The organism is Lysinibacillus sp. FJAT-14222 (genome assembly GCF_001278875.1).
GTDB lineage: Bacteria > Bacillota > Bacilli > Bacillales_A > Planococcaceae > Lysinibacillus > Lysinibacillus agricola.
Map to the genome: position 1 here is coordinate 24,083 of NZ_LIYL01000013.1, position 17,945 is coordinate 42,027.

The 17,945-nt window shown below is 36.2% G+C and carries 20 protein-coding genes; 4 read left to right on the forward strand and 16 right to left on the reverse strand.

Annotated elements, in window-relative coordinates:
- Positions 1-194 precede the first annotated feature (194 nt).
- Positions 195-680 carry a tetratricopeptide repeat protein gene (locus AN161_RS06175; protein WP_053593494.1) on the forward strand — a complete coding sequence of 162 codons (486 nt, stop codon included), beginning with the start codon at positions 195-197 and terminating at the stop codon, positions 678-680.
- Positions 681-737: 57 nt separating this feature from the next.
- Here the strand turns inward: AN161_RS06175 and AN161_RS06180 are convergent, their stop codons facing one another.
- From AN161_RS06180 to AN161_RS06210, 7 genes are all read right to left on the reverse strand, one after another.
- The gene (locus tag AN161_RS06180) at positions 738-959 is read right to left on the reverse strand and encodes a DUF3955 domain-containing protein (protein WP_053593495.1); all 222 of its coding nucleotides are present in this window, start codon (positions 957-959) and stop codon (positions 738-740) included.
- 10 nt (positions 960-969) lie between these two features.
- A complete protein-coding gene (locus tag AN161_RS06185) occupies positions 970-1,188 on the reverse strand; it encodes a helix-turn-helix transcriptional regulator (RefSeq protein ID WP_053593496.1) in 219 nt (72 codons plus the stop codon).
- A gap of 12 nt (positions 1,189-1,200) precedes the next feature.
- A complete protein-coding gene (locus tag AN161_RS06190) occupies positions 1,201-1,680 on the reverse strand; it encodes a DUF2975 domain-containing protein (RefSeq protein ID WP_053593497.1) in 480 nt (159 codons plus the stop codon).
- A 331-nt stretch (positions 1,681-2,011) separates the two neighbouring features.
- Positions 2,012-3,055 (reverse strand): phosphotransferase family protein, encoded by a 1,044-nt coding sequence (locus tag AN161_RS06195; protein ID WP_053593498.1) that lies wholly within the window; start codon positions 3,053-3,055, stop codon positions 2,012-2,014.
- A gap of 145 nt (positions 3,056-3,200) precedes the next feature.
- The gene (locus AN161_RS06200; protein WP_053593499.1) at positions 3,201-3,977 is read right to left on the reverse strand and encodes an SDR family oxidoreductase; all 777 of its coding nucleotides are present in this window, start codon (positions 3,975-3,977) and stop codon (positions 3,201-3,203) included.
- Complete coding sequence (locus AN161_RS06205) at positions 3,974-5,209, reverse strand: acyl-CoA dehydrogenase family protein (protein WP_053593500.1); 1,236 nt, start codon at positions 5,207-5,209, stop codon at positions 3,974-3,976. The genes AN161_RS06200 and AN161_RS06205 overlap by 4 nt, the downstream gene beginning before the upstream one ends.
- A gap of 204 nt (positions 5,210-5,413) precedes the next feature.
- Positions 5,414-6,292, reverse strand: a complete 879-nt coding sequence (locus AN161_RS06210) for a LysR family transcriptional regulator (protein WP_053593501.1) — start codon at positions 6,290-6,292, stop codon at positions 5,414-5,416.
- Positions 6,293-6,431: 139 nt separating this feature from the next.
- On the opposite strand from AN161_RS06210, the gene hutG reads away from it, so the two are divergent.
- Both hutG and gltS read left to right on the forward strand, forming a co-directional pair.
- Positions 6,432-7,397, forward strand: coding sequence for a formimidoylglutamase (hutG, locus tag AN161_RS06215; RefSeq protein ID WP_053593502.1), 966 nt, complete (start codon positions 6,432-6,434; stop codon positions 7,395-7,397).
- Entirely contained in the window at positions 7,394-8,578 is a 1,185-nt protein-coding gene (gene gltS, locus AN161_RS06220) for a sodium/glutamate symporter (protein ID WP_053593503.1), read from the forward strand. The genes hutG and gltS overlap by 4 nt, the downstream gene beginning before the upstream one ends.
- A 65-nt stretch (positions 8,579-8,643) precedes the next feature.
- Here the strand turns inward: gltS and AN161_RS06225 are convergent, their stop codons facing one another.
- The 7 genes from AN161_RS06225 to AN161_RS06255 all read right to left on the reverse strand — a co-directional run bounded on the left by AN161_RS06225 (position 8,644) and on the right by AN161_RS06255 (position 15,465).
- The gene (locus AN161_RS06225; protein ID WP_053593504.1) at positions 8,644-9,909 is read right to left on the reverse strand and encodes a polysaccharide deacetylase family protein; all 1,266 of its coding nucleotides are present in this window, start codon (positions 9,907-9,909) and stop codon (positions 8,644-8,646) included.
- A gap of 169 nt (positions 9,910-10,078) precedes the next feature.
- Positions 10,079-10,417, reverse strand: coding sequence for a hypothetical protein (locus AN161_RS06230; RefSeq protein WP_053593505.1), 339 nt, complete (start codon positions 10,415-10,417; stop codon positions 10,079-10,081).
- A 120-nt stretch (positions 10,418-10,537) separates the two neighbouring features.
- Positions 10,538-11,377 carry a serine hydrolase gene (locus AN161_RS06235; RefSeq protein WP_053593506.1) on the reverse strand — a complete coding sequence of 280 codons (840 nt, stop codon included), beginning with the start codon at positions 11,375-11,377 and terminating at the stop codon, positions 10,538-10,540.
- Between the two features lie 89 nt (positions 11,378-11,466).
- The gene (locus AN161_RS06240; RefSeq protein WP_053593507.1) at positions 11,467-12,078 is read right to left on the reverse strand and encodes a histidine phosphatase family protein; all 612 of its coding nucleotides are present in this window, start codon (positions 12,076-12,078) and stop codon (positions 11,467-11,469) included.
- 40 nt (positions 12,079-12,118) lie between these two features.
- Complete coding sequence (locus tag AN161_RS06245; protein WP_053593508.1) at positions 12,119-12,541, reverse strand: DUF3995 domain-containing protein; 423 nt, start codon at positions 12,539-12,541, stop codon at positions 12,119-12,121.
- 87 nt (positions 12,542-12,628) lie between these two features.
- The gene (locus AN161_RS06250; protein WP_053593509.1) at positions 12,629-13,153 is read right to left on the reverse strand and encodes a TetR/AcrR family transcriptional regulator; all 525 of its coding nucleotides are present in this window, start codon (positions 13,151-13,153) and stop codon (positions 12,629-12,631) included.
- Positions 13,154-13,776: 623 nt separating this feature from the next.
- A complete protein-coding gene (locus tag AN161_RS06255) occupies positions 13,777-15,465 on the reverse strand; it encodes an AAA family ATPase (protein WP_053593510.1) in 1,689 nt (562 codons plus the stop codon).
- A 93-nt stretch (positions 15,466-15,558) separates the two neighbouring features.
- On the opposite strand from AN161_RS06255, the gene AN161_RS06260 reads away from it, so the two are divergent.
- The gene (locus AN161_RS06260) at positions 15,559-15,987 is read left to right on the forward strand and encodes a hypothetical protein (RefSeq protein WP_053593511.1); all 429 of its coding nucleotides are present in this window, start codon (positions 15,559-15,561) and stop codon (positions 15,985-15,987) included.
- Between the two features lie 126 nt (positions 15,988-16,113).
- Here the strand turns inward: AN161_RS06260 and AN161_RS06265 are convergent, their stop codons facing one another.
- Together AN161_RS06265 and AN161_RS06270 are read right to left on the reverse strand one after the other, a co-directional pair.
- Positions 16,114-17,112 (reverse strand): WYL domain-containing protein, encoded by a 999-nt coding sequence (locus AN161_RS06265; protein WP_053593512.1) that lies wholly within the window; start codon positions 17,110-17,112, stop codon positions 16,114-16,116.
- A gap of 379 nt (positions 17,113-17,491) precedes the next feature.
- A complete protein-coding gene (locus AN161_RS06270) occupies positions 17,492-17,812 on the reverse strand; it encodes a PH domain-containing protein (RefSeq protein ID WP_053593513.1) in 321 nt (106 codons plus the stop codon).
- Positions 17,813-17,945: the final 133 nt, after the last annotated feature.

Sequence of the window (17,945 nt, forward strand, 5' to 3'; positions counted from 1 at the left end):
CGATATCCTTTATTTCATATGATGAACAGTGTAAAGTAAAATTATACTATGAAAATACAAAAATTTCGTACACCATGATACAGAATTAATTACCAGTAGGGCAATAATCTTATCACGATACTTGGGAAATCCTGTTGTCTGCTGATTCGTTAGAGGCAATCAGTTTAAAAAATTTAAGCAAAGGATAAGAAAATATGGATAAGCGATTACAACACATCATAACTTTAAGAGAAAACGGACAACTGGAAGAAGCAAATCAATTAATAGTAGCACTAGTTCAAGAAGAGCCTGAAAATGGATTTTATCATTATCATTGCGCTTGGACTTACGATTCAATAGGAAAAGAAAAAGAAGCTGTCCCTCACTATGAAAGAGCAATCAAATTAGGGCTAGCGCGCGAAGATTTAGAGGGTACCTATTTAGGACTAGGCAGTACATATCGTACATTGGGTCAATATGAACAGTCAAAACGTATTTTTGAACAAGCCTTGAGTGAGTTTCCTGAAGCTGAACATTTAAAGGTTTTCTATGCGATGACACTTTATAATCTTGGTGAACATTCAAAGGCTATGGAAACTTTATTAAATACATTAATTCTCACTACTAAACATGAAGGAATAAAAGATTATAGCAAAGCCATTAAGTTTTACAGTGATAAGCTAGATCAAACGTGGGAATAATAGTACAAAAAACGCATAAAAGATCAGGCTCATATTTGTGAACCTGATCTTTTCATATTACTTAGCTAAATTTGTTTTTTTAATGGTAGAAAACATTGCAACAAATAATAATGAAATTATACCGCTAAAGAAAAATAAGTAACTTAATGGAATTAAAAAGAAGTTTCTTTCTATAAGTGTTCCATCAGGCATTAATTCGTCACCAATAATTCCCTTCATAATTAAACATAAAACTCCTATTAAAATCGGTAAAGTTGCAATTACATACTTTTTCATCATTCTTCCCCCATTATTCATTATCCTCATTTTTTCTGTATTCCAAAATGTCACCTGGTTGGCAGTCTAAAACTTCGCATATTTTTTCTAGCGTAGAAAATTTAACGGCTTTTGCCTTTCCGTTTTTCAAGATAGATACATTCGCCATTGTAATGCCTAGTTTTTCCGATAATTCTGTAACACTCATTTTTCTTTTAGCCAGCATGACATCGAGATTTACAATGATAACCAACGTTTACACACCTCAAATCGTTAGATCGTTATCCTGCTTTATCTCACATGCTTTTCTTACTAAATAAGACAGCATTGAAGTAAAGACAGAAATCACGACTGCAAAGAATAAAATAAGTAACAGAATTACTAGGACATTCGTGTGGTAGCTACCAATCGCAAAAATATAAAGTAACGCAGCTACATATAAAACACCCTCGATCATGGCTAACACACTTATGATTTTTAATCTATCTGCATTCACGACCGTAAAGTCTTGATTGCAACCAACATCCGTACATATTTTCCAGCCTAAAGCTAATGCTATAAAATATGGAATCCCTGTTATCCAAATGAATGCAATAAATGGTTTATACAAAGCTCTTAGTTCTTCTGAATCCGTTAAAACTTCCTTCCCTGTTTGTGGTCCAACATAAATACAGAACAATAAACCAAATAATGCACAAAATACAATTATCAATTTCAACCATCTTGATAATTCTTTTTGTTTCATAAAGCACCTCTTTCATAACTTGCTAATGACATAATAGCTTTCCATTCATTCTAAGTCAATAATTTTTTATCGTAAAACAATAAAAAATTATTGTCATTACATAAATCACCCCTTCGTTTCCACCAAAATGCTTGTAAAATTAGAGCACTATGATAAAATAAGAACATGCATTCCCTCTCCCTTGATTTTCTTCACGGGAATATTTTGGGTTATAAATATAAATTAGGTGCGAGAATGTATTCTAAACTATACTATCTACTGTCGGATAATCTGTAGTTGTAGCAAAAAAATAACGGCTGCTAGTAAAAGCAACCGTCATTTTTAATATAGTTTATAGGACCTTGGAAGCTTGATGAATCAGTGCAGCTACCATTTTATCCATTTGTGCAAAACGATCGTCTTTCGTTTGACCATTCACATATCGATAATAGATTTGCTGACATATTACTGCTAATTTAAAGTAGGCAAATGTAATATAATAATCGATGGCAGAAACATCACGCCCGCTTTTCTCTGCATAGCGGTGAATGAATTCCTGACGTGTATAAAACCCTGGTAAAGTCGTTATTGGCGGTTCTCCAAATGCGTATAGTAGCATTTTTGGATCATCTGCATGCATCCAGTAGCTCATTGCCACACCTAAATCGGCTAATGGATCCCCTACAGTTGTCATCTCCAAATCAAAAAGTCCAATTATTTCAGAATAATCACTTGAAAACATGGCGTTATTCAGCTTGTAATCATAATGAATAATAGTTGCTTCATGATTAGAAGGTATGTGATCCTTTAACCATGTTGTCAACGCTGCTACTTCAGCATGCTCGGCCGTTTTTGCTTTGTCATAGCGCTCAATCCATCCTTGTACTTGCCGTTCCATAAATCCTTCTGGCTTCACCATATCCTTTAGTTGCGTTTCCTTATATGGTATTGCATGAAGAGCTACAAGGGAATCAACCATCTTTTCCGAAATGAGACGTCCTAATTCCTCCGTATTTTCAGTACCCGGTGGAAAATGAGTGTCAAGTACGATACCCTTTTTGCGTTCCATTAGGAAGAAATCACTGCCAATAATATCTCGATCTTCAACGTACACATAAGGTTTAGGTATTGCAGCTAAAAATGGATGTAATGCAGATATAATCGTAAACTCACGTTTCATGTCATGCGCTTTTTTGGCGACTGGTCCATGTGGAGGTCGACGCAGAACAACTTCAAATTCGCCTACTTTTAGGCAATAAGTCAAATTTGAATGTCCAGCACTAAACTGTGAAATTTCTAGCTTCCCCTCTGGTAATTCCGGAAATTGACTCTTTAAAAATGAATGTAATTTCACTTCATCAATACGTTCACTTGCCCTTACTTGTATCGTATCCATTGTACCCCTCCTATCAATTATGCCTCGGCATAATTGCGTCCGGAATCGGCTTTGTGCTCGCACAAAGAACTCCTTTCCGATTCTGTGACATCCGCCGGAGGCTTTAAGTTCTTTCAGCGGGTGTTTGGACAACCGCTGAAAGAACTTAAATGATTGAGCTCATACCGCCATCTACGACTATGACATCGCCCGTAATATAATCTGAGGCAGCTGCGGCTAAAAATAATGCAACGCCTTTTAGGTCATTTTCAGTTCCTAAACGTTTTAACGGCGTCGCGCCCATTAAATAATCTTGTCCGCGCTCAATTAAGACTTTTGACATTTTTGTTGGGAAAAATCCTGGGGCAATCGCATTCACATTGACGCCATATGACCCCCATTTTACGGCCAAATCTTTTGTTAGCGTAATGACTGCACCTTTACTTGCGTTATAGCCAATTGTATCCATGAATTCAGGTAATGTACCACCAAGCCCTGCAACCGAAGCGATATTGATAATTTTTCCACTCTTTTGTTCTAGCATTATTTTACCAACAGCTTGCGTCATTAAAAATGTGCCATTGACGTTAACATCGAAGACTTTTTGCCAAGCCTCATATGGCATTTCGACAGCAGGAGTACCCCAAGATGCCCCACTGTTATTGACTAAAATATCAATTCGGCCGAATGTTTCAAGCGTTTTTGACACTACATTCGTGATATCCTCTGGCTTTGTCACATCACAAGCAAGAGCTAATGTTTGTACACCTAAATCAGCTAATTCTGCCGCTACTTCTTCGCATGCCTCAACCTTTCTTGAACAAAGTACAACGTTGGCACCTGCTTCAGCAAAGCCTTGTGCAATTTGAGCGCCAAGACCGCGGCCTCCCCCTGTTACGATGGCCGTTTTCCCCTTTAAGCTAAATAAATCTAGTACCGTCATTTCACCAGCTCCTCATGTTTTTTGGCATGCTTCTTTAGCTCCAACTTGGCAACTGTGTTACGATGCACTTCATCTGGACCATCTGCTAATCGTAATGTTCGGGAATTTGCCCATTGTGCTGCAAGCGTCGTATCAGGTCCTACTCCAGCAGCACCGAATGCTTGAATTGCTCGGTCAATCACTCTTAATGCCATATTCGGCGCCACTACTTTAATCATGGCAATTTCTGCCTTCGCCTCTTTATTGCCTACCGTGTCCATCATATAGGCTGCCTTTAACGTTAATAGTCTCGCCTGCTCAAGATCAATACGTGATTCCGCAATACGCTCACGCACCACACCTTGGTCTGCTAATGGTCGATGGAAAGCATGTCGTTCCTGTACACGCACACACATTTCCTCTAATGCACGTTCAGCGGCTCCAATAAGACGCATACAATGATGGATACGACCAGGCCCTAAACGACCTTGCGCAATCGCAAAGCCCTTGCCTTCTCCCCACAATATGTTTTCAACTGGAACTCGAACATTTGTAAACGTCACCTCGCCGTGCCCTTCTGGTGCATGATCATAACCAAATGCAGTTAGCATACGCTCTATTTTCACTCCAGGTGTATCCATCGGCACTAGTATCATCGACTGCTGCTCATGGATAGGTGCTGCAGAATCTTTATGTTTCCCCATAAAAATAGCGATTTTACAGCGAGGATCTCCAGCTCCTGTTGTCCACCACTTATGTCCATTTAAAATATAAAAATCGCCATCACGTTCAATACTTGCCTCGATATTTGTTGCATCACTAGAAGCGACTGCTGGCTCAGTCATTGCAAAGCAAGAACGTATTTCTCCACGTAATAACGGCTCCAGCCACTGTTTTTTCTGCTGTTCTGAGCCGTAGCGCACAAGCACCTCCATATTCCCTGTATCTGGCGCATTACAATTAAACACTTCAGGAGCAATTAAAGAACGTCCCATAATTTCACATAAAGGTGCATATTCTAAATTCGTCAAACCTGCCCCATATTCGCTATCTGGCAAAAATAAATTCCATAAGCCCGCTTCTTTTGCTTCGTGCTTTAGTTCCTCCATAATCGGCGGAATCGCTCCCCAACGATCCTCCATTGCTTCAACCTGTGCAGCATACACTGTTTCATTTGGATAAATGTATTGCTCCATAAAATTCGTCAGCTTCTCTTGCAGTTCTACTACTTTTTCGCTATAAGAAAAGTTCATAAGAAAGCCCCCTTTGTTTGAACATCGAAATGAAAAATGAATGATTATTCATTTTTATTCTTACATTAAATGTTACCGCTATATTTCTCGTAAATCAATCATCTATTAAATAAAAATTTGAATTATAGAGAAAATTCATACATAAAAGAGCAGTACTTAGACGTTAAAATTTTCTTACAATAGCTTTATTATGACCCTTTAGTGCTAAAAGAAGTGCATAATATCCGTAAGCAATTGACGAATGGCAAAAGGAAGATGACGGTTTTTTAAATAAACTAAGTAAACATTACGTCGTAAATTGGGACAATCTATTTCTTTTTGTACAATAGTTTTAGCTGTAGGACCTTTTAAATAATTTTCAGGTAGAATGGTAACTCCTAAATTTTCACGAACGAGAGACACAGCTGTCTCGAAACGTTCAATTTCAAATTGGATATTAATGTTGTTTCCAGCCTTTTCAAATGCATCTAAAATATCATGTCTCGTTTGAAAGCCCTCTTTACTAATAATAAAAGGCACATCACTTAAATCAGCGATCGTCAGTTTATCCTTCTCCGCTAATGGGTGATTTAATGGTAAAACGGCTACAAGTCGCTCTTCATATAAGCACTTAACTTCGAGTTCATCATCATTCATTATCTGATTTGTAATAATTAAATGGGTTTTATAGCTTTTGAGCGATTTTGTGACACGTTTACTTCCTAAAATATCGACTAGATGAATCATCATTTGTGGATATTCCTTTTTATATTCTGTAATCACTTGTGGTAACCAATGCTTAATCGACTCCATAATACCAATCGTTATTTCGCTTGTACCCTGTACAATTACCTCATCCATTTCTATTTTTAAAACTTCCATGTTTTTCAATATAACTTTTGCTCGTTCATATAAAAGCTCGCCGGCTTCTGTTAATTGAAGATTTCTCGTAGTTCTTTCAAGTAACGGTGAACCAATTTCTTGCTCTAATTTTTTAATAGCATTACTTAAAGAAGGCTGAGAAATATGCAGTTTTTCAGCTGCCTTCGAGAAATTCATTTGCTCCGTAACTGCTAAAAAATATTGTAATTGTTTAATATCCAAAACAGCATCCCCCACATTTATAGTTAAAAGCTATAGATTAATAATAATTATATATTAGTAATTATAATTATGCGAATATATAATAAATTTACAACAATATTTACACTACAATAATATTGGTAATGGAGTTGAGAAGGATATGTATACAATGACAGATCAAAAACAATGGAAAGGCCGTATAGATTCAACTACAAATTCTAGTAGTTTTCGGTTACATCAAAAAGTAAAAAGAATTCCTATTAATGATGTAAGCGCTTCAGATAATCAGCATGCCGGAATTGTTGGCTTTATTTGTGATGAGGGGGTACGTCGAAATCAGGGACGTGTTGGGGCAGCAAGTGGACCTAATGCTCTACGTGAAGCATTATCTGGCTTACCTTGGACATTTAATGATGAGCAGCAAATTATAGATGTCGGTAACGTTCTTTGTCTAAATCATGCTTTAGAGGAAGCGCAGCGTGAGCTCGGTGAAATTGTCAAAACATTGCTAAGTAAAAAATTACAATGTGTTGTGCTTGGTGGCGGACACGAAACACTATACGGACATTATTTAGGCGTTCGCGCAGCGTTACCAACGGAAGCGAAAATCGGGATCGTCAATATCGATGCTCATTTCGATTTACGACCATATGATGAGCAACCATCGTCTGGTACAATGTTCCGTCAGATTTTAGAGCAGGATCCACATGCAGATTATTTTGTCCTAGGCATACAACGTTTTGGCAATACAAAAGAATTATTTGACAAAGCCGATGAATTGCATGTGAATTATGTGTTAGAAGAAAATATGACGCCAGAAAACAAAGCACAAATCATGCATGATCTTCAGCAATTTATGGATCATCATGATTATATTCTCTTAACACTATGTATGGATGTACTTAACGCTGCTGTTGCACCGGGTGTTAGTGCTCCATCACCGTTTGGATTAGATCCAACGACTGTACGTACGATACTTCAAAAAGTAACTTCACACCCAAATACTCATTCTTTTGATATTTGTGAAGTAAATCCTTCGCTTGATGAGAACGGACGCACGGTTAAATTAGGTGCTTATTTTGTCTATGAAGCACTTAACAACTTACTTAGGGGGCACGGTTCATGATCGAATTCAATCAAATCACAACAGTATTTCTAGCAGTTGCCCTATTCGCATTGGGTGGCTGGCTTATAAATAAAATCGGTTTTTTAAAGCGTTTTTGTATTCCAGCACCTGTTGTTGGGGGCTTACTATTCGCCGCCTTGGCAACTATTCTAAAGACAACGGACGTATTAGAAATTTCGCTTGATACTTCATTACAAAGCTTATTTATGATTACATTCTTCACAACAATTGGTTTAGGAGCAAGCTTTAAACTTGTTAAGCTGGGTGGGAAATTATTAATTATTTATTGGTTAGCTTGTGGTTTCCTAGCGTTAATGCAAAATGTTATTGGTGTATCACTTGCATCGCTGATGGGTATTCATCCATTAATCGGTATGATGGCTGGTACTGTTTCTATGGAAGGTGGTCATGGTTCCGCTGCAGCATTTGGACAAACATTAGAAGACTTAGGTATTTCATCAGCTATGACAATTGGTGCGGCTGCGGCTACATGTGGTTTAGTCGCTGGTGGCTTAATCGGTGGCCCTATTGTGAAGTACTTAGTTGGAAAATATAATTTAACGCCAGATGTACAAGAAGCTGAAGAAGTTGATTTTGAAAATAAAAATGAACAAATTACATCCGATTCATTCTTTACACAAGTTCTCTTTATTACGTTTTGTATGGCAGTAGGTACGTATGTTGGAACATTATTCTCAGAAACTACTGGTTTCGTACTACCTGGCTATGTTGGTGCAATGTTTGTTGCTGTATTAGTGCGTAATATTATGGATAAATTTAAACCTGAAGCGATAAACATGAAAAGTATTTCTTTAATTGGTGATGTTACTTTAGGTATCTTCCTTTCAATGGCGCTAATGAGCATTAAATTATGGGAAATTGCCGATTTAGCACTTCCACTATTCATCATTGTTTTCGCACAAGTATTCTTTATTGTTGTGTTTAGTATTTTTGTATTGTTTAAGTTACTTGGAAAAAATTACGATGCTGCTGTTATGGTTGCCGGTTTTGCCGGACACGGTCTAGGGGCAACACCAAATGCGATGGCCAATATGTCAGCGGTTGTCCAACGTTTCGGTCCATCTAAAAAAGCATTCCTCGTAGTACCAATAGTAGGTGCGTTTTTAATCGACGTATTCGGTATTCCAATTATTATTACGACAATCAATTTATTTAAATAGATTAGAAAAAGCCGTGCAACTGTCTTTTTATAACAGTTGCACGGCCTATTTTTTTAGCTTATTGATTATTGTAATATTTCACTAACAGTTACAAATTCATAGCCTTGCTTTTGCAAGTAAAGAATTACGTTTTCCAAACCATTTGCTGTCGTTTGATGAATATCATGCATTAAAATAATGCTGCCATCTTTCACTGACGCTTTCACATACGCTAAAATTTTATCAGCATTGCGATGCTTCCAATCAAGTGTATCGATTGACCAAAGAATAGAAGGCATCGTAATGACAGAACGAACTTTATCATTCGTTGCACCATATGGAGGACGGAAAACCGTTGGATATTGACCGATTGATGCATAAATAGCATTGCTAGTTCGATCGACCTCTTGTTTAACATTTGCTGTCGATAAGCTTGTTAACTTTGGATGGTTCCATGTATGATTGCCTATTTCATGGCCAGCCTCATAAACTTTCTTTACGACTGCTGAATTTTTAGTGGCATTTGGCCCAACCATAAAAAATGTAGCCTTTGCATCATATTTCTTTAAAGTCGCTAAAACTTGTGGGGTAACTTTTGCATCTGGCCCATCATCGAATGTTAAAGCCACACGCTTCTTTTCCCCTTTCGCTACTGGTACACCTTTATTGTATACTTTGTTACCAGGTATTTGGATATTTACCAGCTCTGAAGCTTTCACATAGCCCTTTTGTTCACCTGCTTCTACATAGGCCCAGCCAACTAGCGTTGTATATTGCTGAACGACTGTTTTATTGGCAATCGTACCAAGAACCTCGCCACTTGGGCTAGCAGTTAAACGAAGCACAGCGCCATTAGCAGCATTTACTCGTTTTTTTGTCGCAACAGGTTTCTTTAAAGAATTTGTTGCAACATAGCCTGTTTGATGACCATATTGGACAAATGACCAACCTCCAGGTGCTGATCCATATACAAAGATAATACTGTTTTCATTAAGCAGTCCTGCTTTTTGTGCATTTGGACTAGGATATGTAAATAAAGTTGTTCCACCTTTTTGCGTCACTAAATATTTTTCAGATGTAATGCTTACTAATGCTGCCGTTTCTACATATCCCTCTAGCTGTTGAACTTTAATTCGAGTCCATTTCTTATTTACAGGTGTAGCTGTTACATAACTACCTTTCGTTATTTGACCGATTTCGGCACTTTCTACGGAAGGTTCTACATAAACTGCTGTGTCTTTTGCTACAGATTGAATAACGGATGTACCCTCAGCATTTGCAGAAGCATAATCTACAAACACGAAACTGATAAAAAATGTCAAAATAATAGCATAGGGTAAAAGTTTTTTCATTTTTCTACACCGCCCTTTTCATCACAGATGTCTTTTTTCATATGTTTTTTCTGAAAAAATATAGGATTCGACTCTAATTATAGAATAATAGATTATGCCAGAAAATAGTAGGAATCAACTAGTTTTTGTGATTGGAAATTTCTTTATTAACGTTTTTTGGTAGCTAGGATCAACGGCATATTGTTGAAGTGTTAGCTAAAAAAACTTTCACTTTTTCTTCATCCAAAAGATCATTTCCCTGTGGTAGCGTTGGCAATATTGATTCCATTTCAGCAATCAATATATCTCTAGAAATTTCAAACATTTCCCCATCGACCTCAAAACCATAGCCCTTGGCATTTGGAACTAAAATTGCGCCCATCATTGCGTTATTAACAAGTGCATTATCTCTTGCAGTAGATGATGAAAACCATTTATTTAATTGGCGTAGCACCGCCCCTCTTAAATCAAAATGATTGATTGTATCCCCAAGCATGAATACCATGTTAGCTATTTTACCAACTTTCACATGGTCTCTAAAAGGCTACCAAAATGCCTTCTCTGTTTCGGGTACTTGTGTAGTGCACCCTATTAATAAGACGATTGAAACAATTAAAAAAGTTACTAATTTTTTCATATTTTTTTCCTCCTATAACGCATCATACGCTGTAAGAGCATCCTCAATATGGAATGGTGGTGTCCAAGCCTGCCCATTTGCATTAGTCGTAACGAAAATATAATGTTTACCATCTTTTTCGATAATGGAAGCTAAGCAAAGACCAGCTTCAGGTGTATAGCCCGTTTTCCCTCCCAATATTACACCTTCCCCTCCTGGAACTTTCATTAAAAGTGAGCTTGTAATCGTTAATTCATTCGGTACATGAGTTATATAGCTTTTAGAAGTCAAAATTTGATAAAAGGTAGGATTTTTAATAGCATAATGAAACAACTTACTAATATCACGCACACTGGAGACATGAGCGTCATCATGTAGTCCGCTAGCATTCACAAAATGCGTATCGTTCATCCCTAATTCATGCGCTTTATTATTCATTAACGTCACAAATGCTTCTTCACTACCTGCAATCGTATCAGCAAGTGTCCCCGTAGCATCTGCCCCAGAGGCAAGCAGTGTACCATATAATAAATCCTCTATCGTCACAAAATCGCCTGCCATAAAGCCAGCCATCGAAGCATTTTGAGCAGTAAATTTAGAAATCGTTTGTGGTTCAACAATTGTTTGCTTCTGTAGATCAGCACTTACCTCAATAGCAACAATCGCTGTCATAATCTTCGTTAATGATGCAGGATAAATAATGGCATCTGCATTTTTTTCGTATAATACACCTCCTTTTTCATTGAGTAATAAAGCATTTTTACTATGTAACGAAGGTAGCTCTATTTGCGTTTGTTCCGTTGTTGTGTTATTCGTATAATAAAAAAAGATTGCAGCCGCACATATACAGCAAAATAAGACAAATTTTTTCATAAAAAAACGCCCCCCACTCATTATAATAGGAGGCATTTATGAATATTCCTGTAGGAAATTTATGAAGAAATTCTTAAAGCTGGTTTTATTTAATAAAAATGATCAAAATCTGAACAAATTCTCGTTATGTCTTTATTCGCTAATTTAAAAAATACATCCTGAGATACTTCTAACTTCAGTGCATCTTCCTTTTTTAGATCCGCATATAATCCTCGTAAAATGCGACCTGTTAAACCATGTGAGATAACGATCACTTTCGGTACATGTTGAATGTCTTCTAGCCAAGCACTTAGTCTGCTCACTACGGAGTCGTAAGCTTCTCCATTTGGAGCATTAAAATACCAGTTATACACGTCTGTGTTATGGAAAAGATTGGGCCAAGAACTTTCAATTTCTTTCGTTGTTAAGCCAGCCCACTGTCCCACTGCAACCTCGGTTAAACGATTATCTTTTTCAACATTCTTCAAATCATATCCAATTGTTTCACAAATTATTTCAGTGCTTTGCATGGCTCTTCCTAATGGACTTGACACAATTTTCCATTCGTTAGGATCACCAATTAAACTTTTCAACATTTGAGCATTTTGTTGTACTTGATCTACACCAACTTCTGTTAATGGAGAATCGAGCTCTCCTTGGTATCGTCCTTGTGTATTATATTCAGTTTCCCCATGACGTAGTAAGTATATCGTTTGATTCAATATGTTTCCCCCTATAAATTCTCCCTAACTATCACTCATTTTAAAACAATAAAATGATATAGACAAATCCAAAGAACAAACATAATGGACTGTAGATCCAAGTATCGTATCTAGCAAACTGTGAATGTTTTATTTTTTTAAAAAACCCAACATAATTAAAATCACCAATTGCCCGAATAATAAAAATGATAGCACAAACAATGCTTCCGATTTTAGATAAACTATTTGCTCGGAAGCTCTGCAAATAATTACCTTGAACAACAATAATGATACTAGCCAGTAGAATAAGACAGGCTACGAATAATGTTCCCCATATTCTCGGAGTAAATGCAGGTTTATGCTCTCCCTCTCTTACAGGAAGAACAGCGGCAGAACTCCATCGACCTCCAAAAGCCCAATACATATGTAAAAAACTGATAAACCACAGAAAACCTACAGCTAATAATGGTAAAATCGACTTCATATATTTACCTCCAATATTATAATCCTAAAACATACACCACCGTATGTTATGATAATAATTTTGTCCCTTCAGGTTTCTATAACCATATTAGGGACATTTATTATCGTGTATTAAAAGCTCAATCATTTTATCAACATTAAAATTAGGATTTTCTTCAAATCTTGTCATCCATCCTACATACGTTAAATAGGCAAGTCTCGCTCGATCAATGGATTTTGTTTCGTCTACGCCCATTTTTTGATACAATTTTGCAACACAAAAAATTCTTTGTTCTTCAATATCCACTAAACGTGCTGCAACAACCGGATCATATTTAGCCCAAGTATAAATACCATTCTCGATTTTTTTATCTCGATTAAAACTAATCTGTAATAGCTGTTCTAATGAGGCATCCTGTTGCTCCATACTTTGAACAATCAGCTTCGTCGCATGTATTTCCCAATAGTCGAGCATAGAATCTAGTAGCTCTTGACGGTCACGAAAATAGTGATAGAAGCTCCCTTTGCTTATTTTTAGCCATCGAGCAAGTGCTTCAATGCGAACTTTATGTATTCCTTCATCAGCTAATTGTTGTAATCCTGCTTTTATCCAATCTTCCCTCGTTAATTGCATGTCATCTCTCCAGTAAGATACGGTAGCGTATGTTTTGTGTTAGATTAGGATCATCACCATAACGTATGGTTGATTTCCGTTCCGATTTGGTGCTTTCCTAGGGGCGTCCAATCAGCTTATATACAAGGCAGACGTCTTAACAAATATCATCCACAACTTTTGATGATGAGCCTTATATTACTACTTTTTCATTTTTTGTCAATTATTCAATCTGTTTATTTTTATGAATTTTAAAGTTGTTGTTAATCGTAATATTTATAGTCATTATCCTTGGTAAAATACAAGCACATACTAATATAATAGCTATAAGCTTTTTCATTTTCTTCCCCTCATTTCTATGTGGAAAAGGCCAATTTTTATACATAGCTTAGCCACAGACTGTAGACAAACGTTAATTTTGTTTACATAAAGCTGTTTGGTAATTTAATTGGCGGCCCCCGCCATATATACTATTTTGATTTCGGATTGTCAACTCCTCCTGCGATGAGGAACCGTTGATTTTCGCGGAGAGCGCCAACTCGGTGTGAAGATCAACCTTTTTCTATTGCTACAAATTAATTTATTCTTTTATTAACAAGCTGAGACCAAATTCTCGAAGATTACTTTGGCCATTAACACAATAACTAAAATGTATTATCAAATAGATTTTCCGCAATGCCCAGTAAAATATCTTCCTCTGTAAATTCCATTAATTCTTCTTTCGTAATATTTTTCTGTTGAATTAGACGATTTGATTGAATGGTCACAAGCTTTTCAAATAAGTTTCGTATATAACGACCGTTTGAGAAGTTTGGAATCGATTCGACGGGAATTTGATGTAATTGGGCCTTCATATGATGTGCGAATGCCTCACCATACTGATAATCATTATTTTTACATAGCATGGCAAAAATATTATAAAGCTCATCCGTGCTAAAATTATCAAACTTCACAAAATGATTGAAGCGTGATTTAAAACCTGGATTAGCAAGCAAAAATTCTTCCATAAGCTCTGTATAACCAGCAACGATGATCACTAAATCATCACGTAAATCCTCCATCGCCTTTAATAGACTATCAATCGCTTCTTTACCAAATGCATCCTGCTTATCATTGATTAGTGAATAGGCTTCATCAATAAAAAGCACGCCGCCCTTCGCTTTATTCACAACTTCCTGTACTTTCAAAGCCGTCTGGCCAACATATCCCGCTACTAAGCCCGCACGATCTGTTTCCACAAAATGTCCACTTGAGAGTACGCCAAGATGCTTATATATTTGGCCTATTATTCGTGCCACTGTTGTTTTTCCAGTGCCTGGATTCCCAGAGAACACAAGATGATATGTTATTGGGAAGCTTGTTAAGCCATGGTCGACACGCAAGCTTTGGATTTTAATGAAGTTGATAAGATTATGTAATTCCTTCTTGGCATTTGGAAGACCGACAAGTCCATCTAGCTGCTTCTGTAATTTTTCAATCTCTCGCTCTATTTCTGGTGTTATTCGTAAACGTTCACCGTTGATGAATTCACCACTATAAATGATCTTCCCTTCTTCATTAAAATAATCTCCTCGACCATGCTTTTCTCCATTTACAAGTTCCCCGATAAAAGAAGCCTGTCCATTAGCATAATAAAGCGTACCGTGTCCTGTCATAGCATCCTCTTTAAATTGCCCCTCCGCTTCGAGAATACCTTGTCTGGAATAGATTTTTCCTTTTCCATGCTTCATATCCTCAAAGAAATAGCCTTCATACTGCAGTGTTATTACACCATTTGTAAGCTCCTCAGCACTTGGCGACTCTGGTGCATAGTAAAGCTTTCCTGCTCCTTGCATATGGTGCCATATAAAATCACCTTCATATTGTAAAAAACCACTTGGATAGTATTGTTTTCCCTTGCCTTTCTTCATACCATGGACAAAATCACCCTCATATTGCGGCTGATTTAAATGTGGATACTGTGTACGAAGCTCTTTAAATGGGGCGATACTATCTTCCTCAAAATACAAAATTCCGTAACCATCCATTAAGTCATTGCGAAAATGTCCCTCATAATAGACCTTACCATCTTTATATAAAAGACCATTACCTTGTTTTTTATTTTGAATAAATTCGCCCTGATAAATCCTTTGTCCTTTTAAATACATGATGCCATTACCTTGCTTCATATGATTAACGAATTCACCCTCGAATAACAGTTCACCTTCCTGATCAAATAGCGTACCCTTCCCATCATAGATGTCATGTCCAAAGTCGTTTTTCTTCACACCGCCACGATACATTAATGTACCGTCTGGATAAAATATCTCTTTTTCTTCATGATTATGTGTCATTTTATTGCCATCCTTTATCAATTCAGTATATGCTCAATTATAGCGTGGAAAAGAATACATATGTGCGAATTTTTTGAATTTAAGGAGTTTAACATGAAAAAAAGATATAAAATATTAATCGGCATCCTATTACCTCTTATCATTTTATATGTTTCAACACTACTACTAACTCGTGATTCATCTTTTAATAAGGAGGTAATTGAACAACTTGATATTGAGCAAATTAAGGAAATTGAAATGATCCGGGCCTCCGATGACAAAACAATCACTTTTACAGATACAGCTAAAATCAATTTACTTATGCAACAATTTAAAGATCAGCCACTTCGAAAAGCATATTTTCCCAATTCGAAATATGACGAAGCTTATTGGTTAACGTTACGTATTAATGATAAACGTGAAGTTGGTATACGATTAGATGACTCAAAACATTTATTTGTTTATTTATATGAGGAAAACTATATGAAAGATTACAAGCTTTTAGATGATTTTAATATGGCCTTTATCGAGGAATTTTTTTGAGAAATAGATAAGCATACAAAAACTAATACATTCTTAATAGTAAAAATCCGCTTCGATTCTCTGCCCAGCATGGCACAAATCTACGCGGATTTTTACCTTATTTCATAGAATAACTTTTAGCATACTTTATTTATTGACCGTTTCAACTTTTATATAGCTATAATTTTGCTGCATCGATTGAATCGTTTCAATGATCTCTTCTCTAAGCTCAATTGGCTCTAGCACCTCAATGTTCGCCCCTTGGCTCAGCAGCCACATTTTAATACCATGTCCAAAAACTTCTGCTTCAAATAAATGTTGCCTATCTTTTTGGGATAATATTTTTGCTGTTGGTAAGCGATCTAATACAGCCTGCGGGGATGTTCCTTTAAATATAAATTTCATACGCATCAGCTCGCCAGCATGCATAAACTGAATGCGCTTACGAAACTCTCCTTCTTGAAAACGCTCGGCATAGGGTATTTGAAATTTCTTATCGAGCTCATGAAAATGTTGTATACGATCGACTCTACAGACAATGGGCAAATCCTTTTCATGCTTATTATCATAAGCAATTAAATAAAAGTAGTATTCTGAGAAAATGACGGCGAGTGGTTTTAAAATCTTTTCTGTAGAAATCGTTTCACCTTCACGTAAATAATCAATTTTAATGATTTTCTTTTTTTGAATCGCCTCTGAAAGAACCCAAATTAAATGCAATAGAGACTTTTTATGATTTAAATCTACGTATAAATGCTTTTCGTTTAAAATAATATTATGAATAAATTCCTGCTTATCGGGAGCAACAATAGAAATAAGCTTATCTATAATATCGCTCATTTCAGATTTTAGCAGTGCTCTTGATTCGATGAGAATTTTAACAATCGCTAAAACTTGCTCCTTCGATAAAATACTTTCTTCTTTATTTGTCAGCCTGTACACCTTTTCTGTCCGAACATATTCTAAATGGTAACCTAATTTAGCTTTTTCCAAATACGCTCGAATTTCATTCAAATCCCGTTGTATGGTTTTTTCACCAACATTATGTGTAAATGCTTCTTGCTTTTTGTTAATTCCTTGACCATCCATCAATCTGTCAAACATCGAAATGACACGATAGCCTTTATTTTGTTGTGAATCTACCATATATCCCACTCTTTCTTCATCGTTACTTCCCCATTATACAAAATGAGTTGGACACTATTAGTCCTTTTAACTATAAAATTCCTAAATTATTGGTATAATTGGTACTGGTTCATCACCAAAAGTTGTGAACTGTGGCTGATGTTGCTTTGTAAAAAAGTTGGTTTATATAGGAGCTTCGAACGTTGATTTAATGACAGAAGAAAAGCCCTCATTTTGAAAATCTACATGAGAGCTTTTTAGTAACCTTATGTATTATTTTGTAATAAATTCGGAAGTCGAATGTTCAACAATTGTAACCTTTAACAGAACAGACTCCTCATAGTTATGCTAATTTGCTGAAGTAATCATTTTTCAGTGATTCTCAAATCTAGTTTTCACCTTATTTTATACGTCTTTCAAGTTCTCGAATGAATCCTTCTTGGTCAACTGGTGAAATTTTCACTTCTCCTAGCATAACTTTATCAGATAGAATCGCAATTCCCTTGGAAGATGACAATAAATTAAAACCTGTAAGTATATCCATCAAACCATTTAATTCTCTATAAGAACTAATATCTATATATTTAATCCGGGTAAATAAACAACCTGCTCGCAAATATAAATGTTCTTCCTCGAATCGATAGACAATATCAATCGCTATCCAAAAAAGAAAAATAATTAAAACTAAAAATATACTGGATATTATATAAAAATCCATCATTGTGAAATTCTTTCTATCTAACAAGAGTGGTAAAGATAATACTATGAAAAAAACAGAATCCTAAATTGCAATTACAAGTTGAACACTTTTTTTTAAAAACACCCCAGAGGTTCCTTTGTCTTCTGTTTGTCGG